The sequence below is a fragment of the Pseudescherichia vulneris NBRC 102420 genome, from assembly GCF_000759795.1.
In the GTDB taxonomy this organism is placed as follows: Bacteria; Pseudomonadota; Gammaproteobacteria; order Enterobacterales; family Enterobacteriaceae; genus Pseudescherichia; species Pseudescherichia vulneris.
The window spans coordinates 447,279-472,578 of sequence record NZ_BBMZ01000002.1 but is presented as its reverse complement, the minus strand read 5'-3'; the positions used below and the strand labels follow the sequence as shown (position 1 = coordinate 472,578).

19 protein-coding genes and 1 tRNA gene are annotated in these 25,300 nt (G+C 52.0%); 14 read left to right on the top strand and 6 right to left on the bottom strand.

Going from position 1 to position 25,300, the window contains the following annotated elements:
• Positions 1–57: 57 nt before the first annotated feature.
• Complete coding sequence (pepA, locus tag EV102420_RS02360) at positions 58–1,569, bottom strand: leucyl aminopeptidase (protein WP_042388360.1); 1,512 nt, start codon at positions 1,567–1,569, stop codon at positions 58–60.
• 256 nt (positions 1,570–1,825) lie between these two features.
• Here pepA and lptF point away from each other — a divergent pair, with 256 nt between their 5' ends.
• The 3 genes from lptF (at position 1,826) to EV102420_RS02345 (ending at position 5,763) form a co-directional block, all read left to right on the top strand.
• Positions 1,826–2,926 carry an LPS export ABC transporter permease LptF gene (lptF, locus tag EV102420_RS02355; RefSeq protein WP_042388359.1) on the top strand — a complete coding sequence of 367 codons (1,101 nt, stop codon included), beginning with the start codon at positions 1,826–1,828 and terminating at the stop codon, positions 2,924–2,926.
• Positions 2,926–4,008: an LPS export ABC transporter permease LptG gene (gene lptG, locus EV102420_RS02350; RefSeq protein WP_042388356.1), complete on the top strand. Its 1,083-nt coding sequence runs from the start codon at positions 2,926–2,928 to the stop codon at positions 4,006–4,008. The genes lptF and lptG overlap by 1 nt, the downstream gene beginning before the upstream one ends.
• Before the next feature lie 111 nt (positions 4,009–4,119).
• The gene (locus tag EV102420_RS02345; RefSeq protein ID WP_042388355.1) at positions 4,120–5,763 is read left to right on the top strand and encodes a glycerone kinase; all 1,644 of its coding nucleotides are present in this window, start codon (positions 4,120–4,122) and stop codon (positions 5,761–5,763) included.
• 40 nt (positions 5,764–5,803) lie between these two features.
• Here EV102420_RS02345 and ahr read toward each other — a convergent pair whose 3' ends face one another.
• The 3 genes from ahr to EV102420_RS02330 form a co-directional block, all read right to left on the bottom strand.
• Positions 5,804–6,823, bottom strand: coding sequence for an NADPH-dependent aldehyde reductase Ahr (ahr, locus tag EV102420_RS02340; RefSeq protein WP_042388353.1), 1,020 nt, complete (start codon positions 6,821–6,823; stop codon positions 5,804–5,806).
• An 85-nt stretch (positions 6,824–6,908) separates the two neighbouring features.
• Positions 6,909–7,496: a class I SAM-dependent methyltransferase gene (locus EV102420_RS02335; RefSeq protein WP_042388350.1), complete on the bottom strand. Its 588-nt coding sequence runs from the start codon at positions 7,494–7,496 to the stop codon at positions 6,909–6,911.
• Positions 7,493–8,518, bottom strand: coding sequence for an HNH endonuclease family protein (locus EV102420_RS02330; RefSeq protein ID WP_042388349.1), 1,026 nt, complete (start codon positions 8,516–8,518; stop codon positions 7,493–7,495). The genes EV102420_RS02335 and EV102420_RS02330 overlap by 4 nt, the downstream gene beginning before the upstream one ends.
• Before the next feature lie 238 nt (positions 8,519–8,756).
• On the opposite strand from EV102420_RS02330, the gene EV102420_RS02325 reads away from it, so the two are divergent.
• From EV102420_RS02325 to EV102420_RS02300, 6 genes are all read left to right on the top strand, one after another.
• Positions 8,757–8,841 (top strand) — tRNA-Leu (locus tag EV102420_RS02325).
• 770 nt (positions 8,842–9,611) lie between these two features.
• Complete coding sequence (locus EV102420_RS02320) at positions 9,612–10,973, top strand: DNA cytosine methyltransferase (RefSeq protein ID WP_042388346.1); 1,362 nt, start codon at positions 9,612–9,614, stop codon at positions 10,971–10,973.
• On the top strand, positions 10,970–12,568 hold the full coding sequence (locus tag EV102420_RS02315) for an ATP-binding protein (protein ID WP_217996432.1): 1,599 nt from the start codon (positions 10,970–10,972) through the stop codon (positions 12,566–12,568). The genes EV102420_RS02320 and EV102420_RS02315 overlap by 4 nt, the downstream gene beginning before the upstream one ends.
• Positions 12,569–12,571: 3 nt before the next feature.
• Positions 12,572–14,830 (top strand): Z1 domain-containing protein, encoded by a 2,259-nt coding sequence (locus EV102420_RS02310; RefSeq protein WP_042388344.1) that lies wholly within the window; start codon positions 12,572–12,574, stop codon positions 14,828–14,830.
• A gap of 1 nt (position 14,831) precedes the next feature.
• Positions 14,832–15,806: a PD-(D/E)XK motif protein gene (locus EV102420_RS02305; RefSeq protein ID WP_042388341.1), complete on the top strand. Its 975-nt coding sequence runs from the start codon at positions 14,832–14,834 to the stop codon at positions 15,804–15,806.
• A gap of 311 nt (positions 15,807–16,117) precedes the next feature.
• Positions 16,118–16,762 (top strand): HNH endonuclease, encoded by a 645-nt coding sequence (locus EV102420_RS02300; protein WP_042388619.1) that lies wholly within the window; start codon positions 16,118–16,120, stop codon positions 16,760–16,762.
• Between the two features lie 475 nt (positions 16,763–17,237).
• On the opposite strand, the gene EV102420_RS02290 is transcribed toward EV102420_RS02300, so the two are convergent.
• Entirely contained in the window at positions 17,238–17,450 is a 213-nt protein-coding gene (locus EV102420_RS02290; protein WP_370678335.1) for a MarR family transcriptional regulator, read from the bottom strand.
• A gap of 211 nt (positions 17,451–17,661) precedes the next feature.
• Here EV102420_RS02290 and EV102420_RS02285 point away from each other — a divergent pair, with 211 nt between their 5' ends.
• The 5 genes from EV102420_RS02285 (at position 17,662) to EV102420_RS02260 (ending at position 21,381) form a co-directional block, all read left to right on the top strand.
• Positions 17,662–18,090: a hypothetical protein gene (locus tag EV102420_RS02285; protein ID WP_306302596.1), complete on the top strand. Its 429-nt coding sequence runs from the start codon at positions 17,662–17,664 to the stop codon at positions 18,088–18,090.
• Between the two features lie 395 nt (positions 18,091–18,485).
• The gene (locus EV102420_RS02275) at positions 18,486–18,812 is read left to right on the top strand and encodes a DUF1493 family protein (RefSeq protein WP_042388337.1); all 327 of its coding nucleotides are present in this window, start codon (positions 18,486–18,488) and stop codon (positions 18,810–18,812) included.
• A gap of 26 nt (positions 18,813–18,838) precedes the next feature.
• Positions 18,839–19,177 carry a DUF1493 family protein gene (locus EV102420_RS02270; protein ID WP_042388335.1) on the top strand — a complete coding sequence of 113 codons (339 nt, stop codon included), beginning with the start codon at positions 18,839–18,841 and terminating at the stop codon, positions 19,175–19,177.
• Between the two features lie 214 nt (positions 19,178–19,391).
• Complete coding sequence (locus EV102420_RS02265) at positions 19,392–20,231, top strand: MBL fold metallo-hydrolase (RefSeq protein WP_042388333.1); 840 nt, start codon at positions 19,392–19,394, stop codon at positions 20,229–20,231.
• 253 nt (positions 20,232–20,484) lie between these two features.
• Entirely contained in the window at positions 20,485–21,381 is an 897-nt protein-coding gene (locus EV102420_RS02260) for a manganese catalase family protein (protein WP_042388330.1), read from the top strand.
• Between the two features lie 57 nt (positions 21,382–21,438).
• Here the strand turns inward: EV102420_RS02260 and EV102420_RS02255 are convergent, their stop codons facing one another.
• The gene (locus tag EV102420_RS02255; RefSeq protein WP_042388327.1) at positions 21,439–25,140 is read right to left on the bottom strand and encodes an NAD(P)-binding protein; all 3,702 of its coding nucleotides are present in this window, start codon (positions 25,138–25,140) and stop codon (positions 21,439–21,441) included.
• Positions 25,141–25,300: the final 160 nt, after the last annotated feature.

Sequence of the window (25,300 nt, the reverse complement as noted above, 5' to 3'; positions counted from 1 at the left end):
ATGCGAAGCCGGGTGGCGCTACGCTTACCCGGCCTACGATTTACTGCTGTATTACGCTTACTCTTCGCCGTTAAAACCGGCGCGGTTCAGCAGGAACTGCGACAGCAGGGCGACAGGACGACCGGTTGCGCCTTTGGCTTTGCCGGAGCGCCATGCGGTACCGGCGATGTCGAGGTGCGCCCAGTTGTATTTCCGGGTAAAGCGCGACAGGAAGCAGCCCGCGGTGATCGCCCCACCGGGACGCCCGCCGATGTTTGCCATATCAGCAAAGTTCGACTCCAGCTGCTCGTAGTACTCATCGCTCATCGGCAGACGCCACGCGCGATCCCCTGCCTGCTCGGACGCGCCGATCAGCTCGTGGGCCAGCGGGTTGTGGTTCGACATCAGGCCGGTGATGTGATGGCCAAGGGCAATCACGCATGCGCCAGTCAGGGTAGCAATGTCGATCACCAGCTCGGGATCGAAGCGCTCTACGTAGGTTAAGACGTCGCACAGCACCAGACGCCCTTCGGCATCGGTATTCAGCACTTCCACGGTCTGGCCGGACATGGTGGTCAGGACGTCGCCGGGACGGAAGGCGCGACCGCCGGGCATGTTTTCACAGCCCGCCAGCACGCCCACCACGTTCAGCGGCAGCTTCAGCTCGGCGACCATGCGCATCACGCCGTACACCGCCGCCGCGCCGCACATGTCATACTTCATCTCATCCATGCCCTCGGCAGGCTTGATGGAGATGCCGCCGGAGTCAAAGGTCAGCCCTTTGCCCACCAGCACAATCGGACGCGCCTCGGCATCGCTGCTGCCTTTGTACTCAATGACCGACATCAGAGATTCGTTCTGCGAGCCCTGGCCTACCGCCAGGTAGGAGTGCATTCCCAGCTCGCGCATCTGCTGCTCGCCGATCACCCGGGTGGTGATGTTCTCGCTGTTGGAGTCCGCCAGCTGACGCGCCTGCGAGGCGAGGTAGCCTGCGTTACAGATATTCGGCGGCATGTTGCTGAGATCTTTTGCCGCTTTGATGCCGCAGGCGATCGCCAGACCGTGCTGAATGGCACGCTCGCCGCTGGTCAGCTCCCGGCGGGTCGGCACGTTGAAGACCATTTTGCGCAGCGGACGACGCGGCTCGGATTTGTTGGTTTTCAACTGATCGAAGCTGTAGAGGGTCTCTTTTGCCGTCTCGACGGCCTGGCGCACTTTCCAGTAGGTATTACGCCCTTTAACGTGCAGTTCGGTCAGGAAGCAGACCGCTTCCATCGAGCCAGTATCATTCAGCGTATTTATCGTTTTCTGAATAACCTGCTTGTACTGGCGCTCGTCCAGCTCACGCTCTTTGCCGCAGCCAATCAGTAAAATGCGCTCTGACAGGACGTTAGGAACATGGTGCAGCAACAACGTCTGTCCCGGCTTGCCTTCTAGCTCTCCACGGCGCAGCAGCGCGCTGATGTAGCCGTCGCTGATCTTATCGAGCTGCTCGGCGATAGGGGAGAGCCGGCGCGGTTCAAACACGCCAACCACGATGCAGGCACTCCGCTGTTTCTCCGGGCTACCGCTTTTTACACTGAACTCCATGCACTACGCTCCTGAATCTTAAAGACAACAGCCGGGGCTACGGATAGAATTGCAAGCTTTCGTAACTCATGTCCGCTGTTGCGGTGACTTCGTGTTAATCTTAGTTCGACACGTCAGAACATATCCTGAAACGTGCATCCGCTAAGTTTCATACATCTTAGCGATGCTTTCGACGACTCAAGAGAATAAATGACGTTTAAGCCATGAAACAAGCGATTTTCCTGCAAAAAGACGGGTTTTTACGGGCGTATTTATAGTGATAATCATAAGATATCTGGTTCGGGAGACGCTAAAAAGTCAACTTGCGATCCTATTCATCCTGCTGCTGATCTTCTTCTGTCAGAAGCTGGTGCGGATCCTCGGTGCAGCCGTTGACGGTGATATCCCGACAAATCTGGTGCTCTCCTTATTGGGGCTGGGCGTACCTGAAATGGCGCAGTTAATCCTGCCGCTTAGCCTGTTCCTCGGGCTGCTGATGACCTTTGGCAAGCTCTACACCGACAGTGAGATCACGGTGATGCACGCCTGCGGCCTGAGCAAGGCCGTGCTGGTGAAGGCCGCGATGGTGCTGGTGATCTTTACCGGCATTCTGGCTGCCGTTAACGTGATGTGGGCCGGGCCGTGGTCCTCGCGCCATCAGGATGAGGTGCTGGCGGAAGCCAAAGCCAACCCTGGCATGGCGGCGCTGGCGCAGGGTCAGTTCCAGCAGGCCACCGACGGCAACTCGGTGCTGTTTATCGAGAGCGTCAGCGGCAGCAGCTTCCACGACGTCTTCCTCGCGCAGCTGCGTCCTAAAGGCAACGCGCGCCCATCGGTGGTGGTGGCTGACTCCGGCCAGCTCTCGCAGCGCAAAGACGGTTCGCAGGTGGTCACGCTCACCAAGGGAACGCGCTTTGAAGGCACCGCGCTGCTGCGCGACTTCCGCATTACCGACTTCCAGGACTACCAGGCGATTGTTGGCCATCAGGCGGTGGCGCTGGATCCGGACGATACCGAGCAGATGGACATGCGTACCCTGATGCGCACCGACACGCCGCGGGCAAGCGCAGAGCTGCACTGGCGCTTAACCCTCATCTTCGCCGTGTTCGTGATGGCGCTGATGGTGGTGCCGCTCAGCGTGGTGAACCCGCGCCAGGGCCGCGTACTGTCGATGCTGCCCGCGATGCTGCTCTACCTGGTGTTCTTCCTGGTGCAGACCTCGCTGAAGTCCAACGGCGGCAAGGGCAAGCTCGATCCGATGATCTGGATGTGGGCAGTGAACCTGCTCTATCTGGCGCTGGCGGTGGTGCTGAACCTGTGGGACACGGTGCCGATGCGCCGCATACGCGCCCGCTTTGTGCGTAAAGGAGCGTTATAATGCAGGCTTTTGGCGTACTCGATCGCTATATCGGTAAAACTATCTTCACCACCATCATGATGACGCTGTTCATGCTGGTGTCGCTCTCTGGCATCATCAAGTTTGTCGATCAGCTCAAGCGTGCCGGGCAGGGGAGCTATGACGCGATGGGCGCGGGGATGTACACCCTGCTCAGCGTGCCGAAAGATATTCAGGTCTTCTTCCCGATGGCGGCCCTGCTGGGCGCGCTGCTGGGCCTGGGGATGCTGGCCCAGCGCAGCGAGCTGGTGGTGATGCAGGCCTCCGGCTTTACTCGCTTCCAGGTAGCGCTGTCGGTCATGAAGACGGCGATCCCGCTGGTGCTGCTGACTATGGCCATCGGTGAGTGGGTGGCGCCGCAGGGCGAGCAGATGGCGCGTACCTATCGGGCCCAGGCCATTTACGGCGGCGCGATGCTCTCTACCCAGCAGGGGCTGTGGGCCAAAGACGGCAACAGTTTTGTCTACATCCAGCAGGTCTCCGGCACCAACGAGCTGAACGGCGTAAGCATCTACAGCTTCAACGATCAGCGTCGTTTGCAGTCGGTGCGCTACGCGGCACACGCGGCCTTTGACGAGCAGCAGAAGCTCTGGAAACTGTCGCAGGTAGACGAGTCCAACCTGCAAGATCCCAAGCAGATCACCGGCTCCCAGACCGTGAGCGGCACCTGGAAGACCAACCTGACGCCGGACAAGCTTGGCGTGGTGGCTCTGGAGCCGGATGCCCTCTCTATCAGCGGCCTGCGTGACTATGTGAAGTACCTGAAGTCAACCGGGCAGGACTCCGGGCGCTACCAGCTCAACATGTGGAGTAAGATCTTCCAGCCGATGTCGGTAGCGGTAATGATGCTGATGGCCCTGTCGTTCATCTTTGGTCCGCTGCGCAGCGTGCCGATGGGCGTGCGCGTGGTCACCGGGATCAGCTTCGGCTTCGTCTTCTACGTGCTGGACCAGATCTTCGGCCCGTTGACGTTGGTATACGGCATCCCGCCGATTATCGGCGCGCTGCTGCCGAGCGCCCTGTTCCTCGCTATCAGCGTCTGGCTGATGATGCGCCGGGCGTAACTCTGCCTCCTCCCCGCTCTTTTTTTGGGCGGGGAAAACTCCGCTTTCATACTTTGCGCTTCGTCACACCGTCTATGCTTTCCTTACGATTAATTAACCGCTCGGGAAGCTATGTCCAAATTTTTCTTCAACGACCGCAAGCAGCTGGTCAATGATGCCATCGAAGGCTTAATTATCTCCGCGCCGCACGCTAACCTGGTGCGTTTCGATATCGATCCCGCTATCCGCATCGTGGCGCGCGGCGACTGGGACAAGGGCCGCGTGGCGGTCATCTCCGGCGGTGGTTCCGGCCACGAGCCCGCCCACGCGGGCTTCGTTGGCAAAGGCATGCTCACCGCTGCCGTCTGCGGGGACGTATTCGCCTCCCCCAGCGTCGACGCGGTGCTTAACGCCATCGTTGCCGTCACCGGCGATCGCGGCTGCCTGCTGATCGTCAAAAACTACACCGGGGACCGCCTCAACTTCGGCCTCGCGGCGGAGAAAGCCAAACGCCACGGCCTGAAGGTGGAGATGGTGATCGTCGCCGACGATATCGCTCTGCCGGATAACAAGCAGCCGCGCGGCATCGCCGGCACGGCGCTGGTGCATAAGATTGCGGGCTACGCCGCCGAGCAGGGTAAATCCCTCGGCGAGGTGCGGGCGATAGCCCAGCAGGCCAGCGACAGCGTCTGGAGCCTCGGGCTGGCGATGGAGAGCTGCAACCTGCCGGGCAGCGGCGAAGAGGAGGAGAACCGCATCCAGCGCGGCAAGGTCGAGTTGGGCCTCGGCATCCACGGCGAGCCAGGGGCCAGTATTGTCGACACCCACAACAGCAAAACCCTCATCGACACCCTCGTTGAGCCGCTGAAGGCAAAAGCGGGTAACGATCGCGTGGCGGTGCTGATCAACAACCTTGGCGGCGTCTCGGCGCTGGAGATGGCTCTCCTCACCAAAGAGCTGGCGCACTCTGCGCTCAAGGACCAGATTGCCTACCTCATCGGCCCTGCGCCGCTGGTCAGCTCCCTGGATATGAAAGGCTTCTCGCTCTCGCTGCTGCGCCTCAACGACGAGTTCGAGCGCGCCCTCAATGCAGACGTCGAGACCGTCGGCTGGCAAAAACCGGTGGCCTTTGCCCCGGTGCGTACGGTTAAGCACAACGCGATTAACACCGGCATCGAGACCCAGCCCTCTGACAACCCGGAGGTTCGCGCCATCGTTAACGCCGCCACCGAGACGCTGATTAGCCTTGAGAACCGACTCAACGCCCTGGATGCCAAAGTAGGCGACGGTGATACCGGCTCGACCTTTGCCGAGGGCGCACGGGATATCGCCCAGCAGCTTGAGCAGGGTAAGCTGCCGCTGGACAACAGCGCTCAGCTCTTCCAGCTCATCGGCGAGCGCCTGGCGACGGTGATGGGCGGCTCCAGCGGGGTGCTGATGTCCATATTCTTCACCGCTGCGGGGCAGGCGATCCACGACGGAGCTAACATCGCCGATGCGCTGCTGAAGGGCCTTAAGCAGATGAAGCACTACGGTGGAGCGGATCTGGGGGACCGGACGCTGATCGACGCGCTACAGCCTGCGCTGGAGGCGTTGCAGAGCCAGGATCTCAGCGCTGCGGTTGCGGCTGCTCAAGAGGGGGCAGAGAGCACGGCTAAGATGGAGAAAGCAGGGGCGGGGCGTTCATCGTACGTTAACAGCGACAGCCTGACCGGCGTAACCGATCCGGGCGCGGTGGCCGTCGCCGAGGTTTTTGCTGCTTTAGTGAAGGTATAACAGTAGGCCCGGCAAGCTCACGCTGCCGGGCGTTTACTATTTAAAAATCTGCCTTCAATACCACGCGATAGCGGGCCTTGCCGTCACGAACGTGCTGCAGGGCTTCGTTGATCTGTGACATCGGGAACAGCTCGGTCTGCGGTGCGACCTTGCTGCGACCGGCAAAGCGCAGCAGCTTGCGCAGCTCGTACGGCGTCCCGGTGGCGGAACCGGAGATGCTGCGGTCGCCACCAATCAGGGTAAAGGCCGGAACCGGAAGCGGCTTCAGCACTGCGCCGACGGTGTGGAAGTTTCCGCCGTGGGCCAGCGCCTCGAAGTAGGGCTGCCAGTTCAGGTCGACGTTAACGGTGTTGATGATCAGATCGAACTGACCCGCCAGGGCTTTCAACGCCTCTGGATCGCGGCTGTTCACCACCTTATCCGCCCCGAACCCTAATACTTCCTGCTCTTTCGCCGGGTTAGAGCTGAACGCTGTCACTTCACAGCCCATAGCGTGCAGCAGCTTAATGGCGATATGACCCAGACCGCCGATACCGATCACCCCGACGCGGCTGGTGGCGGTGATGTTGTGCATCAGCAGTGGTTTAAACACCGTGATGCCGCCGCAGAGCATTGGCCCAGCGGATTCAATATCGATGCTGTCCGGAAGCGGGATCACCCACTGCCAGTCGGCGCGCAGCTTATCAGCAAAGCCGCCGTGGTTAAGGATGGTCGGCGTCGCGCCTTCCAGACAGTTGATCTGGTTACCGCTGATACAGGCATCGCAGTGGCCACAGCTGCGCGCCGTCCAGCCGATACCCACACGCTGGCCCACCTTCAGACCTTTATCCTGCGCCGCGCTGCCCAGGGCTACCACGCGACCAATCACCTCGTGCCCGGCGATCAGCGGATATTGGGACATGCCCCACTCGTTGTCGATCATCGACAGGTCAGAGTGGCAGATACCGCAGTAATCTACCTGGACCTCAACGTCTCCCGCCTGCAGTTCGCCGGGATCGTATTCGTACAGCTCCAGTTCGCTCCCAGCTTCTTTTGCGGCATAGCTTTTTATTGTGCTCATTGTGGTTTCCTCAGGTTCAGCGTTGATTAGGAAGTGTAGAGCATGGGGTAGGGGGACGCATGGGCGGAAGGTGCGGGATGGTAGTCTATTCAGACAGATGCTTACGCAGCAGCGCGTTCAGCCAGACCTCATCGCGCTCGGGGCGTTTGTCCTGCGTCGTCCACTGCTCGACGATACCTACCTGCGGCAGGGCCGCTACCAGCGCCTCAAGTTCGGCCTCGTTCAGGTCGGTAAAATGCCGTCCCGCTTTCTCCCGCTCGCCGACACCGTATTTAAACGACAGATACCAGATGCCGCCAGGCTTCAGGGCGCGGGCGAGACGACGCATCGCCTCGGGCAGCTCGGCCTGAGGAAGATGCAGCAGCGAGGCGCAGCACCAGATCCCGTCGTAGCGCTCCTCGGCCTCCAGCATGTTGAACGTCATCTGCCTGACCGGCAGGCCGGTATAGGCCGCGGCAAGCCTCACCATCTCCGCCGAAGCGTCGAACGCCTCCACCTGATAGCCCAGCGCGCTGAACGCTTTAGCGTCGCGCCCGGAACCACAGCCCGCATCCAGCACCCGTCCACCGGGAACAACCCGGTTCAGGAAGGATGCGTAGAGGGAGGACATATCTACTCCCACCGTCGCGTCGAAAAACGTCTGCGCGTTGCGCTGGTAATACGTGATTGTCATCTGAACATCACCTCTCCGGCGGCATCCGGCTGCCAGATACGGAACCGGCAGGCGAGGGCGGCGTTCCAGATATCGTTTAAGAACGTGCGGCGCACCGGCTCGCTCTTGCCGGTCTGGTTAATGATCGCCTCATGCAGCGGCAGCCTGCTGTTAATAAAATACTCGTTGCGGGCATGGAGACGATACAGCAGATCGAGGGCCGGAACTTGCGCCATCTTGCCATTCTCCCCCCGGTTGCAGGACTGGCAGGCCAGGACCAGGTTCCAGACGCCGTTGAGGTTCATGCCTGGCATCTGCCTCTGGGCCACCAGCGGGATAAAGTGATCCACATCGGCCAGCAGCGGATGCCCGGACTCCAGGCTTATCGGCGCGTTGCAGTAGAAGCAGTGCCCCTTCTGATAGCCGTTCAGGCTGTTGCGGCAGCTGGTGAGCGAGATGCGGTAGCTGTTGAGCTGGGTAAAGAGAGTTTCACTCCCGGCATCGTAATGGACGTCCAGCAGCTGCGGAGGCAGATCCATCTCCCAGGCCTTCTCAACCAGCCGCCAGCGGGCGTCGGTTTCATGCACCAGGTTACAGAACTGCTGCGTTTCCGTCAGGCGATAGAACTCATCCGTCAGACGGATGCCCTTGTGCTCTCGCCGTTCGTTGATGAAGAACTGCTTCTCCAGCGGCCCGCCGTTGACGTTGTGGAAGGCATCCAGCACCACCGAGAAGCCGTAGCGAACCGTCATTCGATGCAGCTCATCCTCGTCTATCTCGCCGAGGTTGTATTGCAGGCAGGCGGTAATCAGCTTGCCGGGTTTCTTGTCGTTGAGGATCTGCCGAGGGGCATTTTTCAGGTGCTCGCAGATATGCCTGCTGAAGGGCACGGCCAGGTCATCGAGCTTCACCAGGGTATCGCTGCGATCGACATCGTACAGGGCATGGGCCAAGGCGAACTTGTAGGTGGCAAAGTTGTTGCCGAAGAGGATCACGCCGCGCCAGTAGTTCTCCAGCGTGGGATCGACCTGATAGAAGCGCATGCCTGCATCCTGATGTCTGTTGATGGGATAACCCCAGCCAATAACAGAATCAAATAACAAACAGGGGATAATGTAAACCTCGGATTGTGTTGCAGGTTTTTGCGAGGGAGCTTGAGGAGGGAAAGAAGGGAAGGGGGCGGTGGTTTTTTATGCGGTTAGCGCTGGAGGCGGGAAGGGGAGCTTGCATGCCGATCCGCAACGGGTATAATGCAACCGCTATCTGTACATCCCCTTCAGTGCCGGAGTGGCGAAATCGGTAGACGCAGTTGATTCAAAATCAACCGTAGAAATACGTGCCGGTTCGAGTCCGGCCTTCGGCACCAAGCGATGCAAAAACGAGCTACCTTAGGGTGGCTTTTTTTGTGGCTGGAATTCGCGTTAGATAAGCTTTCCGCCGTTTTACCCATTGCTTATAGGGTGGTTTAATCGACTCTGCGCATGAGATTGCCGATGCGGTTGCTACCAAAAAAGACAGTATCTTGTATTGCTGAAGCAGATAGGGGCCCTTCCTCTTAACGGCAAATTTAATCCTCGTCACAAGTATACAGCACACAGGAAGTCTAACCCGTGAGGTCGTTCCACTGGGCTCTCATGATTAAGTCTATACAGCATTTAACTGTCTAGTGCTGGCTTACTTTAACTCTCACTTCGACAAGAAGCATCATGAAATCTTACCTGTATAAGTGCTTAAAATTCCGAAACGAAGCTCAGTTGTAACTATGTCCTGACCTAGGGAATGCTTGCTTTCTATTCGCCATTAAATGAAAATTATCATACATATCATTGAGCGTTATCTGATGGCACACTAAAAGTTAGAGGTTTACTTGAACTGTCTACTGTAATTGCATACAGTTATGCGAAGGTAGCGGTATCTCTTCATATGCTTCGCGTTGATTCGAAGAGATGTGGTGGTTCTTTTTACAACGACGCTCAATGTAACCTTAGCGGTGCAGCAACACCTGCTTTAATCGAGTGAGGCGCTCATGTTTATAGAAATAAATTACTGTATAGAAAAGCTGCATCGTAGTACGATTTTAGCTGTAATAGGATAACCCGATGGCTGCTTCCATCAACTAGAATTTGGCTAACAAATATGAAGTCACCATCGTTCAAATTTATCGACTTGTTCGCCGGCTTGGGCGGATTTCACCTTGCCTTAAATAGGCTCGGTGGGCAATGTGTTTTTGCAGCTGAGTGGCAAAAGCATTTGCAGGATCTATACCAAATTAATTTCAACCTTCGTCCTGAAGGAGATATCACTCTGATATCTCCCAGTGATGTGCCTATACATGATGTCCTAACTGCGGGTTTTCCCTGCCAGCCATTCTCCAAGGCCGGGGAACAGCTTGGGTTTGAGTGCACGAAACAAGGTGACTTGTTTTTCAATGTAGTAGCAATACTTGAGCAGAAGAAGCCGAGCTTCTTCATTCTTGAAAATGTACCAAATTTGCTCAAACATGATGAAGGTCGAACTTGGAAAGTTATTCAGGAGATCTTAGGATTAGGTCCAAAAGGACTGGGGTATCACATTGCCGCGGAACGCTTCTCGCCACATCATTTTGGGATACCACAGATTCGGGAGCGCGTATACATCATCGGCTCACGAAAGCCTCTAAAAGATTTTTCTTGGCCTCAAAGAAATCCGGCAGAGACATCCATTGACAACATCCTAGATGATCATCCCGCTAATGCGAAGCCACTTTCTACGCAGGTTCTAGATTGTCTTAATGTCTGGGCAGATTTTTTGAAACGCTGCCCAGCAGATGTTGAATTGCCTTCTTATCCTTTATGGTCAATGGAGTGGGGAGCGACATACCCATACGAAGAGAATACGCCCTACGCTTTAAAAGAAGACTATGGTATAGACGGCCTTAAAGGTTTTGCAGGGAGTCACGGACGCAAGATCGGCTACCTGCGCACTCTCGAAGAACGGTGGTTGGCGTTGCCTAGCCATGCTCGTACTCCTCAGCGTAAGTTTCCCAAGTGGAAGGTAGATTTCATTCGCCAGAACCGCCAATTCTATGCTGACAATAAGGAATGGATTGATTCTTGGAGGAAAGATATCTTGAAGTTTCCTTCGAGCCTTCAAAAATTAGAATGGAATGTCAAGGGAGGGAAGCGCGATTTGTGGGAATACGTTCTGCAATTCCGCGCATCAGGCGTAAGGGTGAAACGCCGCAACACAGCTCCTAGCCTAATTGCGATGACGGACACACAAGTGCCCATCATCGCATGGCAGCGGCGTTACATGACTCCGGAAGAGTGTGCCCGTCTGCAGAGTTTAGACGAATTGAAGGCGCTACCATCTACGCCTACTAAGGCATTTCATGCACTTGGGAATGCGGTGAACTCGACGGTCGTTGAGCGTGTTGCCCGTGCTCTGTTGGGAGATTTTATAGAACAACTTCCGGCAACTGGCGACAGTAAAATTAGCAATGAAAAGGTCGATGCATGACGGATAGTCAGAACTCTAGCCAATTATCAGCTATTGAAATCCGCCCTGAAGTAACGATGCTCTCGGTGCTACGTCACCTAAATTACAAACCATGGTTTGCCATGGCCGAGTTCGTCGACAACGCAATTCAGAGCTTGATCGCCAACAACGATCAATTGCAATTATTGCATGGTGGTAAATTTCAACTGAAGGTGGATGTAAAAATAGATACTTCTGGCCCCGGCATTATTGTTATTAGTGATAATGCTGCCGGAATATCAGAGGTAGATTTTCCTAGAGCATTTCGGGCTGCTCAAGTTCCTGAAGATCGTAGTGGGCTTTCTGAGTTCGGTATGGGGATGAAGAGCGCGGCATGCTGGTTTGCAGAGAAATGGAGTGTCCGTACCAAAGCAATTGGCGAATCAATAGAGCGCACAATATACTTCGATATTCGAAACATTGTCGAAAACAAGATTGAAAGTTTGAATACTGAAGTTCGTAAGGTCGACCCATTATCGCATTACACAGTGGTGACTCTTCGAGGTCTACATCACATGCCGCAAGGACGAACGGTCGGCAAGATTCGTGACCACTTAGCCAGCATTTATCGAATGTTTCTAAGGGATGGGAGACTGTCACTCTACTTAAATGGTTCACCGCTTTCATATCAACTTCCTAATATACTCACAGCAGTTGCTTATACATCTCCCGGGGTACAAGCGCAGGGTGATGAGGTAGTGCCTGTTGAATGGCGGAAAGATATTGATCTGGATTTTGGCGGAAACCAGCGTATCAAAGGTTTTGCCGCGTTACGGGAAGTTGGTTCGACACCACTGGCCGGTTTTGCTTTATTCCGGCGTGACAGATTAATAGAAGGTAGCCTGGATGAGAGCTATCGGCCTAGCTATGTATTCAAACAAACTAACAGTTACCCTTATCAACGATTGTTTGGTGAACTGCATGTTGAAGGATTTGAAGTTAGCCATACGAAAGATGGCTTTCGCTGGGAAGAGTACGAAGATATTTTTCTGGAATATTTGAAAGCTCAAATCGAAGAGCCTCCACTTAACTTACTCGCCCAAGCCGAAAATTATCGGGCACTTCCTTCGCGAAAAAGTATTGAGACGCGAGCTGTTGCAGCGACTGCCGCTGTTGCAAACTACGTCGAAAAAGAAGTTGCTCCGCTGTTGATTGAGGCTAATCAATATCCTACAGATGCAAATGCTTTGCCGTCCGAACTCGTTGCAGGAGCACTCCAAGCATCTGAGCGTATTGTCGAAGTTAATGATGGCAATTATCAATGGGTAATAACTTTGAGAACCTCCGTGGATCCTGTAACAGAGGATTGGGTTTCAGTCGCAATTACTCAGCAGTCCACTGACTCGGGTGATGACATTCGGCGGTTGACTGTTGATCTTTCATTGGCTCATCCCTTTTCCGTTGAATTTTTGGGAGTGAACAATGAGAACGTTGAAGTATTACTACGTATTTCAACAGCGATATGCATTGCTTTGATCTTAACCCAGGATGTTACAGGAGAATCACCAGAGAGTTTTCTTTATCATTTCAACTACTTGATGAGAGGGGCTCTATTGAGAACCTCGTTAGAGAAATAAAATATGGCAACCTCTATCGAAATTCTAAAAACTCTTCAACCTCCTTTACGTTGGGTGCCGGAAAAAAAAGAAATTACTGAGGATTTTCTTCGAAGCAAATCCAATGATCCTAATGGTCCTAGCTATGAGGATTTAGCTGATGGTATGAATTCTGTGCTTCAAGAAGCACAACGAATTCTTGGTCGTTGCTTACCCCCGACAGAGCCCGCAGGGCGAGAAACAGGGTTAGTAGTGGGTTATGTGCAAAGCGGCAAAACAATGTCGTTCGAAACAGTAATTTCTCTGGCACGAGATAATGGCTACGGACTTGTCATTGTATTAGCAGGTACAAAGAATAATCTTCGTGATCAATCGGAAAATCGCTTGAAGAAAGACCTTGGTATCGATGACGGAGAGAACTGGTATCACTATTCTAATCCTACTGTGAATGCTAAAAGGCAGATTGAAGATAAGCTTTTTGCTTGGAAGAGGAAACCCACAAAAAAAGCCATCTTAGTTACAGTGCTCAAACATGGTGGCCATCTCGAAAACTTAGCTACCTTAGTTAAAAAGTTGCCAGTTTCAGATGTCCCATCTTTGATTATTGATGATGAGAGCGACCAAGCAAGCTTAAATACGCAGTCGGCTAAGATTCGTAGCGGAAAAGTTGCACCTTCAGAAATGAGTACGACCTACGAAAAAATTTGTAAGCTTCGTGACGAACTCCCGCATCACTCATATCTGCAGTACACGGCTACCCCACAGGCTAATCTTCTACTGGCGCAAACTGATTTGCTGAATGCTTCGTTTGCAGAACTGGTGACACCAGGTGAGGCTTATACAGGTGGAAAATCTTTCTTCGGGAAGAATACTTCCCTCGTTAGAGACATTCCATCAGAGGAAGTACCCGGACCCACTAATATATTGAAATCGGCACCTAAAAGTTTACTGAGTGCCTTACGTTATTTCTTATTAGCATGTGCTCATCACGCGTTAACTCGTGAACGAAAAAAAGATAGAAATCGCTCAATGATGATTCATCCTGCGATGGCGACTAAATCCCATACTCATTACATGGAGTGGCTTGATAGGTCCTTAAAGACGCTAAAGTCATTTGTTGAGCAGCAATATATTAATAAAATCGATGCTGTAGCTCAGTTGTTTCAAGCTGAATATGATTCTCTTAAAAATACATATCCAAAAATAAAACCATTGAGTGACTTACTTACCGCAATGGTTGATGAGGTATTCAGTGAAATGAATCACGTCGTGGTCAATGGAACTAAGGACGCGGAGAAAAACATTGACTGGAAAGCCACGCCATACTGGATTCTAGTGGGCGGCGCTAAGCTAGATCGAGGTTATACAGTCGAAGGCCTTTGCGTGACCTATATGCCACGCCCCTTAGGGACTTCGCCTGCAGCAGATACTCTGCAGCAGCGAGCACGGTTTTTCGGATACAAGAAAGCATATTTGGGGCTCTGTCGTGTATTTGTTCAGAAGAATGTGAGCGAGGCTTTCACTGAGTATGTAGAGCATGAGGAGTTTGTTCGAGAGGCCTTAGAGAATTCACGGGGCAAACCTCTTTCTGACTGGCGCCGAGATTTTGTGCTCACATCGATGCTTAAGGCTACTCGTGCTAATGTAGTAGGACTAGATACGCGCCGTATCCCTGCTAATGGCTGGATGGTGCCTGATGTTCTGCAAAGGGATGATAATGCTGCTTTAAACAATAAAGAGCTGCTTTCTTTCGTGGTAAGCAAATGGGCTACTGAGTATGGTGATCCTATCAACGCGGCAGAGTTTTCTCAATTCAGAGGCGGTAAAAATTTATCACCGCACTTCATGTTTAACCCCATCCCGTTAAAAGCGGTACTTGAAGATTTTCTGCTTGAGGTAAAAGTTAAAGATCCCTTTGATGCTGAGGAACATAGCGCGATGTTGCTCGCGATAGCTGCACTTCTCAGGAAGAGTCCAGATCTCAAGGCTGATGTATTTCTTATGAACAACTTAGTTGCAGGTTATCGAACACGATCCTCTGGACGTGGCGTAGAAGCTAAGAACCGCTTTGCACCAATCAATCAGTATTTCAGCCAAAGTGCAGACACTGTTAATGACAGGAGTTTTTGCTCCAATGAACGTGTCTCTATCCAGTTACGTCGATTTAACTTAGGTACGACGCTGCGTGACTCTGGTAGCGCTGATATTAAGGAGGTCACTTGGTTTGCATTACATGTGCCAAGCAAGTTGAGAACGGATTTACTAATCGAGGCGCGTCGTTAGTATGAGTATTTTCGATAATTTCTTAAATCTGCCTTGTGCAACGTCAGAGACGAGTTTTACGGCGATCCCCTTATCTACACACCGAAAAGATTTTCTCGCAAAAGGTTCTGATGGCTCCCCCATTTTTTTATTGCATGATGCCAGTGAGGCACAGTACATCCCTAGTATGCAGTTCAGGTATTTGAACGCGCAATTTCATGCTACCTGCAGAATTCATACCGATGATAAGGTGATACAAGATCAGTTTGCCCTTGTTTCTTGTGATGGTACCGTAACGGATCTACATGAGATATTCGTGCGTTGTTTCAGCGCTGCGATCGAGGAGCTTCCTATTAATTCTGGTACGCGAGAACTTAATACTTGTATTCAGAAACTCGTGGATCTTTTTAGGGCCCTTTCTAAACCAAATGGGAAAGATGTTTTGGGTTTATGGGCTGAACTCTACGTAATCGCAAATAGCGGCAATATTGTGGGCGCTATGGCTAGTTGGCACGAAGATCCATTCGATCGCTTTGATTTTTCATGGGAGCATGGATGTCTAGAAGTGAAGGCATCTATGCAATCAACTCGTATTCATACCTTTTCGCTTGAGCAGTTGATGAATCCTAAGAAAGGAAATGGCTATGTTACGTCATTGCTATTACAACCTTTGACCGGTGGACTCGGGTTGATTGATCTTGCGAATTTGATTGAAATGGAAGTAAGCCATTCACCTGTGTTGACGTTGAAGCTTTGGAAAAATTTGGCTAATGCTTTGGGTAGTGATTTTTCTGCAAAGCTGGATAAGCGATTTGATATCTCTTATGCCGATCGTAATGTCATTGTGTATGCCATGGATGATGTTCCAAGGCCTGAGAAACCAAATGATTCGCGAGTGATTTCAATTCGGTTTACCGTAGATCTTACGGCAACTTCGTCCTCTCTCAAAAAAAATTCATTGCCAGCTTTAGGCGGCATTTTTAGGTCTGTATTATGACAGAGCGTCGTAAACCAAATCAAATAAATTCCACTTTCGCTCATAGCGGAAAGTGATCAATGTTGTTAGTAATTCAATATCTATGATAAAAGATTTAATACCAGCTTAAGCCTTGCTTTGATAGTCATATTGCTTTTCAACAGATATGACTTTACCCATTAGCAAGGGCTATTTTTGGCACAGATTTTTATCTTTGGGCACAAATGCGAGTATGACTAATTATGCTGCTTAGGAAACTAAATTTATATCAGTTTATTAGATGTCGTTTCGAGTCCGGCCTTTGCACATAATCATTGTTCAACAGGTGCCCCATTAACAAACTCCCCAACAGCCTCTCCCGCGAAGCCATCATAGCCGCAGCCCACGCCTACGATGCGGGAGTTAATTACGCCTTTTCTAACTCCCGAGACTACGACGTCATTATCAACGACCGCCGTTACCCACCAAAAGCCATCGTCGGCATCGCTGCATCTGCACTCACTGGCCTTACTTTCATCCCAGCAGACTTCAGCGGCGGGATAAAATCAAAGTGCGTTAGGCTGCTCACCGACCAAGGCTTTCAGGTCGTCCATAAAAAACGATCTATCGAACCAAACCTCTTCCCCGATGAGATCCAGCAGGAAGCTACCTACATCGAAGGAGCCGCCATTCAGGTAACCGTTAACCGCTACGAACGTGACCGCAAGGCCCGACAGGCAGCACTAGAGTGGCATGGCTATCAGTGCAAGGTATGCGGTATCGACATGACCAAGGTGTACGGTGAAATCGCGAAAGGCTTTATTCATGTGCACCATCTTGTCCCCTTATCAGAGATAAAAGAGGACTACCGGGTTGACCCTAAAACCGATCTCATCCCCGTCTGCCCCAACTGCCATGCAATGCTACATCGGCAAGATCCCCCGTTAACCCCTGAAGCTTTGAATCGACAGATGAAGGCACAAGCTTCCAGCAATTGACTCTCTAAAATGTTCGATAACCGAATCCCACAAGATGACATCATAAAGAAAAATTTACTCACACTGTTCTATGGGAAGGAATAGTGAATATCCCATTAATGAACTCTGAAGCAGAGTAGTCAACAGCTACTTTAGCATATCGACATGGGATAAGTCCTGGTGCTCAAGCTCTTCCAGTAGTCGATACCCGCGCTCTGATACCTTATCGTGATCCATACCTACCGGGGCTCTAAGGATGACGTCAACTAATCCAGCTTCGGATAAATTCTTCACCAGCTGAGCAACATTACCGATACCCTCCATGTTTCGCATTGCCATGGCGCGATCAAGATTATACCAGTTCCAGTTTACGTCATTTCTGGAAGCTAACAGCTTAAGAATGTTTAACTCAGTATTGTTTAGCATAATTGCGCATATAGACCATAGACATCTGCGCTAGTCATCCTGTTTGCTTCAAGTGAGGTAGCCATTGGCTCTACTGTGCTTCCTGTTTACTTAGAAACTGATGTCCTTGAACTGATACACGATACCGAGGCTTAGCGTTTTCTTCGCTGTAAACGATATCAACCATTCCATTATTCACCAGGCTCGTTACGATGTTCGCAACGTTGCTAAATCCGGGAATTCCCCTCACAGCAAGTGTACGGTCCAATATCATCCAGATCCAATCAATGTCTTTTTCTGCCATCACTTGTAGGACATTAAATTCAGCATTGGATATCCTAATTTTATTGCTCACTGGTAAAATTCCCGCTAATCTTTTGACTATAATCTGAAGTTTATAGAAAATCATGGCAATAACTAAATTGTAATTAATTTTATTTATATGCTTGAGTGTTTGTTAGTTTCGGCAAGAACCTCTGATAATATGTATTAACTTCTTGCAAGGGAATGAAATAATGATGCTGACAATATTAAGGTGGATTAGCGCAGCCATCATCACGGTACTCATCCTCGGATGGCTGTTCGTCTGGTTGATTGCATCAGGTATTGATGAGACGACGACTTATACTGAGAACGACTTCTTCAGTTACCACACGCTGACGGACAAAGAGATCGAGAAAGCCCCCCGGATATCCGGCGATTACTACTTTAAATCACAGCCCGGTGATGGGTATGCGCCAACCAACACGATTATCTTTAAGGGAGCATCAAACGTTGAACCATTACGGGTATATCTAAAAAAATTGGGATACACCAGGCAGAGAATAGATTCAGAGGCGGCGGAAACCTGGATAAAGCCAGAGGAGTTTAACAGCGATATATTTTATCTTTACGCCAACGCTACTACCGGTGAGGTCGAGCTATCAAAGCTGCTGAACAACTAACGGTAAATGCCCGAGCCTTTAGTTCAGCCCAATGTATGAGCATAGACGTCATGAGGCATTTAACACCCTTGTCGATAATGTAATGGAGGCGATCGGCAGTGATAAAATCTGCTCGTAATCGTTGGGCTATCCGGCTTCTCAACGTCTTTCTGTTCCTTGCGATCTTTATTGCTGTAGGCCGTACTCTGGGCGATCCCTACTACTGGGTTAACGACGCCTTAGCCGATAAGCTCGCCAATCTGCTTTACGGGTACGGTAAAGTGGGTGCTGAAGAGATAGACGATGTCTATTTTTATATTGATGTTGTCTCGGTCATAGCGATAACTGTTGTTCTCTATCTTATAGTAGTTAAGTTAATAAGAAGACTCAGGAACAGTGCGAGGCAACGATAGCTTATGGTAGACAACATTGAGCAGCGCGTTTATGAACTTATACGCCCCTATGCTGGCGTCTATTTATTTAGCTTTGAGCCGGTAGAGCTAACGCTTGAAAGCGATCTCGATGCCGATTTGGATCTTGAAGATCTCGATGCCAGCGAGCTCATGGATACGTTTTTCAGTGAACTGCACGTAGAACGAGGCAACTTCAACATCAAAACTTACTATCCCGATATCCCTTTTTCATGGAACCTGTTTAAGAAAAGGGAGCCTGTTCCCGTGCCCGCTTTCACTATCGGCATGCTGGTCGAGTCAGCAAAAGCCGGTAAGTGGTTATATGACTAGTTGATAGCGAGAAAAGGAGACACGTCATGGTAACGGATAGCGAGGTACTAGATCTCTTTCGGGACGAGCTACCCGTAATGGGAACGCTGACGGGTAAGATGATCCCTTTGCAGCTTGATGATGCGCTACAGGCTTATACTGAGTTTGACGATCTCTCATTTGCTATTGATAAATATAGTAAAAAATACGAAGTGGACGTGTCGGTTATTGATTTCTCTGCCTACTATCCGTGGGAAATAGAATGGTTTTTCCGCAAGTGGTTTACCAAGAAGCCAATCAGGCAAACCACAGAACCGTTAACGGTGAAAATGTTTGCGGAGTCAGCCCGGGCGGGCGAGTGGTTATACGCGAAGGAATATCAGTAGCCATCAATCCTTTTCATCGCTTGCGTACGCGTAACCCAGTCATCATTTAAACCCGCAAAACCTCCCTCAAACCATTGCACTCATCCGCCTAACGTGGACAATGTTTATCCATCGGCTGTTTTTATAACTGCGAAACCAATAAGTTGCATGAAGCTATGCGGCCGGATTGATAAAGGGCGAGTATACTTTTAACTGAACAAGGAGGTTCAAACATATGCTGAAAATAACCGTGTTACTTGAAAACCGAAAAGCAAAACATGCTGATGGGCTAGCCTGTCGGCCAGGGCTAAGCCTGTTGATTGAAGATGGTGAAACGAGGATACTTTTTGATACCGGGCCAGATGCCTCGTTTATGCACAACGCTAAAAAAATGGGCGTGTCGCTTGATGGCATTGACTGGGTTGTACTATCCCACGGGCATTACGATCACTGCGGTGGGCTAAGGCATCTTCAAAAGCTACCAAAGGTGCTGTGCCACCCAGGTGTTTACGACCAAAAATACGCAGGGGTAATGGTTTTTAATCACTTTATAGAGATCAAGAAGATATCGACCCAGCTACCTCCAGTTCAATGTAACTTTCATTTCACCAAAGAGCCTTACGAGATAAGCCAGAGGTTTATCTGGTCGGGCGAGATAGAATCAGCTAAATCTTACGGGTATGTGAGAGGTGAGAAAGTAGAGCCAGACGCACTCAACGATGAAGGCGTCCTGATATATAAATCCAAAAAGGGTCTGGTGATATTCACCGGCTGCGGCCATAAAGGCTTGAGAAATATTATCGAACACTGCAAAAAGCTCACGGGGATAAATACTGTTCATGCTCTGGTAGGTGGGATGCATCTACGGCATGCTATGCCGTGGGCTCTACTACCTTTACGACACTATATCCAAGATGTTAACCCCGAGCGGATCCTGACCTGCCACTGCACTGGGAGGTGGGGCAAGCTGTGCTTGCCTGGAGCTGAAGAGATCAATACAGGGGATAACATCAGCCTGCCTGAGGCTCCTTTTCAAGCGCGCGTATCTGTTAAATCAAACACATCAATACCTTGAAAAGAAAAATAAATATTTATGTAAATGATTATTTCCTATGATTTTATTTGCTCTGTCAATGCTGGGCTAGGATAACTCTTAAAACCAGGAAGATAATTTAATATTCCCGCCGATTTTCCCTCATGAGCTATCCTTATAACCTGCACGACGACTTTATATGAAAATCTAACGTTTTCATATTTAAGCATTTATTTATTAATCATTCAGTAGTTGTGAAGATGCTGAAAAAATAAATAATCACTGGAGTGAGCCTATGTTCAGACATGTAAAGCAATTACAGTACACAGTACGCGTTGCTGAGCCGAATCCCGGTTTAGCTAACCTTCTGCTTGAGCAGTTTGGTGGACCACAGGGTGAACTGGCAGCAGCCTGCCGTTACTTTACTCAGGGGCTCGGCGATGACGATCCGGGCCGCAAAGATATGCTGATGGACATCGCAACTGAAGAGCTAAGCCACCTCGAAATTATCGGCTCTCTGGTTGGGATGCTCAACAAGGGTGCGAAAGGCGATCTGGCAGAAGGCACAGAGCAAGAAGCCGACCTCTATCGTAAAATCACCGGTAACGGTAACGACAGTCATCTGACTGCGCTGCTGTATGGCGGTGGTCCGTCACTGACTAACTCGGCAGGTGTGCCGTGGACCGCGGCCTATATCGATACCATCGGTGAAGTGACCGCTGACCTGCGCTCTAACATTGCCGCTGAAGCGCGTGCAAAAATCATCTACGAACGTCTAATCAACATGACCGACGATCCAGGTGTGAAAGATGCGCTGGGCTTCCTGATGACCCGTGAAGTAGCGCACCAGATCTCCTTTGAAAAAGCGCTCTACTCGATCCGCAACAACTTCCCGCCAGGAAAACTGCCGCCGATCGAACAGTACGCTCACACCTACTTCGATATGTCTGAAGGTGGTGAAGTACGCGGTAGCTGGAACTCAGATGAGAACTTCGACTACGTGACTAACCCACAGCCTGCCGTTGACGGTGGCGATGGCTTACCTAGCGTTGTGCTGCCGGGGCCGCAGCAGGCGAACCTGGACGCGATGAAGCTGCGTACCGCATCTGACCCGTCGGTTAACCCGGTTACCGGTACCGATCTGGGTTCAGTGCCGCCGATTGAGAACGAGACCGCTAAAAAAGCGCCGTAATCGTCGGTAAGTGAAAAAAACCCGGAAGCGAATGTTCCGGGTTTTTTATTTATCGGTTTACGCTCCCGCCCCACGTCGGCTGACGCTGTTTTTCACCTTCTCAGCGGCATTCTTCCCGGCAATAAACGCATGATCGGAGTTGTAGTACTCCCACTCACTGTAGCGACCCGCCAGCACGATATCCTGAGTCAGCAGCCACTGACGCACCGTCTCAACGTTTTTCGACCGCTCATGATCGTACACCACGTAGGCATAGGGAATATCCAGCTGATTAGCCACCAGCACCTCATCTTCCGCCGTAAAGATGCCGACCTCAATACACTCGGCAATGCAGCGGTCTATCAGCGCCTGACCATCAACCGGTAGCGGTTTATGCTCGGAGTAGGTGATCTCGCAGGTCAGGCCACAGCCGCCCGGCGGATTACACTCTGGGCTGGTATTACCCTGCACAAAGATGCGGTGGAAAATGGTTTCACCGGCAAAGTAGATCCAGTGTTTATCGGTGAGATCTGCCCGACCAATGCCAAGGTTCACACAGCGTACCGAGACATGGTGCAGCCCGTTCGCCGCAGCGATCACTTCATCCGGAGCCTCGTCGCCAATGATGCGAATAAGCTCGGGAAGCGGCATGGTGCTAATCAGCTGCTCATAATGGAACTGCCTGCCATCGGCGAGAACGGCAATATGCTGATTCGCCAGAATATGGGTGATCTCGCTGTTGGTCTCTACCACGCCTTTGATGTGCGGCAGAAACGCCGACATCAGCGCCTGGAAGCCACCTTTCAGCGGGTAGCCGAAGCGGGCGTTGGGACCCATCGGTTTGCCGACCGGCTCTACCGCGCCTTCAACGATCTGGGCGAGATCCGGTAGCGGCACGCGCCCACCAAGCCAGGAGGTCTCCATTTCAGAGAGCGGTACGGTCCACAGCTTCTGGTTATAGGGAATAGCAAAATGCCTGGCGATACCTGCGCCCCACACCTGGTAGATAAAGCGTTCGAAGTTCTCTGGCGGTATATCAGCTGTGTTACTGTACTTGGCTTCAATGGCACCGAGAATACACTCTTTGATGGTATCGGTCGGCAGGCCATACAGCGCGCCCTGGAAAGGATAGCGCGTGTAGACGCCGTCGGTGTAGATCCAGGCCTCGCGCATCTGCCAGTGCAGGTTGTCACCCAGCAGCATGTCATACAGCTCCAGCACATAGGGATCGTTCGAGAACATGATGTGCCCGGCGTAGTCGAAGGTAAAACCGCCGTCTTCAATCGAGCGGCACCAGCCGCCGACGCTCTCGTTGCGCTCCAGCAGCACCGCCTGAGAGCCATAGTGATACGCCGCGCTCAGACCCGTTGGACCGCCGCCCAGGATCAGGCAGCGGGCAGGGATGACGTTTTCGCTGCGCGAGGGTTTCGGCTTAAGCGCCATGTTTTTCCGCGCCGCGTCATTTGCTGCCTGTGTGGCAGGCGTGGCGACGCGCTGTGGGGCGGATTTTGCCAGCTCTTTCTCCATCAGGCCATGCATTGCCTGTGCCGTGACGTCCCAGGAGGTGCTGTCAACGATCCGCTTCATCTCACGCTGCATTGTCTGCCTGGCTTCGGGCGTTAGTGCGAGCATTTTTTCACAGGCGCGTACAAAGCCGGCACGATCGTAGCCGATGGCCACGACATGCTTATAGGGCTCGACCACATCGGTAATCGCCGTGCTCACCACCGGCAGCAGGGCGGCCATATACTCAAGCACCTTGGTCGGGCTGATGTAGCGCGTTGAGGCGTTGAGGGCGAACGGCATCAGGCAGACATCCCACCCGGCCAAAAACTGAGGCAGGGCCTGGTAAGGCTGCATACCAAGATAGTGGATATTAGGACGCTGGGGCAGGGAGGCCGGATCGATTTTGACGACCGGCCCGACCATGATCACCTGCCACTCCGGATGGGCATCGGCAATCGCAGCCACCAGATCGAGATCCATGCGCTCATCAATGACGCCACAGTACCCTAAGCGCGGGTGCGGCAGATCCTGGATAAGCGGATGGTAGTTGTTGCGATCGAGCGCCTGCTCAAAGTGAATGGCGTCTACGCTGCTGGTAAAGCAGTGAATATTTTCATGCCGTCCCGACTTTGCTGCATAGAGGCTGGGGCCGCCGGTAAACACGATATCGGCCCGATTAAGCAGGGCGGATTCGCGCTGTAAAAGCTGTCTGGGCGCATTCTCAAACGCGGCCAGCTCATCCATACAGTCGTAGATCACCAGAGAGGGATTAAAGACCGCCAGCAGCGGCAGCGCCATCGGCGTATAGAACCAGACCAGCGGCGCTTCATTTTCATCGACGATATCCGCCAGCAGCGGCTGGAGATACGCAATCTGACTGTCGTGGAAGCCATGCACCTGGAGCGGCGTATGTGGTTTTATTACGGTCACATTGGGCGCAGGATGCGTCATGCTCAGGCTGGCAGGCGGAGGCGCGAACGTTGGCTCTTCAATAAAGTAGATCTGGTAATGTTTCGCCAGCCGGGTCAGGAGATGCTGCGGGCGCTGAAAGACAAAGTCCCAGCGCAGATGGCTAAAGATATACAGTTTTTTCATAGGGTCGCTACTATTCTTAGCGTCATTCAGATCGCATAGTCGGGAATGGAACAGACCCAGTGTGTGCTGCGCCTTTTGCAAGGCTGCGGCATAAACAGGATCAAGTATGCGTGCCAGTGGGTCCGTGCCCTGATGGTCAAGTTCCCATAGTCCGCTGCGATGCCAACGGCTCAAATCCTCCCAGTCGGGCCGGTCGATGGCGGGATAAAGACATACCCCATGTAGCTCGACGCCTGCCAGCTGCGCCTGGGCTACCTCTGTCGCTATCTGGCTTATCCATGCACCGCGTCCGCTGCCAACGTGGCTGGTTTCAGCCAGCAGGATCGGGCGCTCATAGCGACGATAAAGCGTTTCTAACATCTGGCTGAGGCGGACACGCCTGGGATCGCCAAGGTGCCAGCATAGGCGTGCATTGCTGCCGCTCTCCCATTGGTTATCGTGGTAGTAGTTCGCTCCAATAATATCGAGATAACGGGGCGCACCGCCCAGCTCCGGTTCTGTTCTGCCTGAGAGCATGTCCCAAGTTTGATACTGTGAGTTGTAGTGGCCTGCTGTCGCGGCCAGCGACTCCGGGCTCTGGTCCGGCGCGACCAGGTGAATAATGGGATCGCAGTGCAACATGCGAGCACGCGGATCGGCAGCCCTGATCGCCTCGCAGGCTGCTATGGTTGCGCGTACCAGCTGACGCTTGCTCTCTTCGCCAGTGACGATGCCCGGCGGCGCTGAGCAGCGGAAAAACCCTACCGAGAGGGCCCAGCTGGTAAACGAGATCTCATTGACCGGCGAGTAAACGGGCGAAGAGACGTACCATGGCGCTAAAAATTGCGCCAGCGCACCACAGAAACGTGCAAAGCGGGGCACAAAATCGGGTGAAAAAATATCGGTTTCGTCTGGCCAGCCGTAGTGGCAGATCGTCCAGCAAATTTGTATTCCGACCTCGTTTGCAGCCTGCATCTTTTCGGCAACGGATGAAAAATCATATCCGTAAGCGGTCTCAACAAGACGCCAGCCTACGCTCTCTCGTACCGTTGCAATATTTAACTTCTTTAATAAAATATAATCGCTTAGCACTCTGGCATTGTGCCCGGTAACGTCGTTCATTGAGAGCGGCATACCCTGACCGTTTCGGTGATCGGCACCCTCATAACCCGCTTGCCAGAAGCTGTCAAATATTGGCATCCCGCTCTCTCCTGCATTTTTATTTTTTGTGATCCGTAACCGAATAACGTTTTTATAATGGGCAGCGCTGTTTACCGAAGCGGTAATCGATAAACTTTAAGAAATTTAAGCGTATATCCAATAAGTTATATTTTCACTCATGCCTTTGCATGAGCAATTT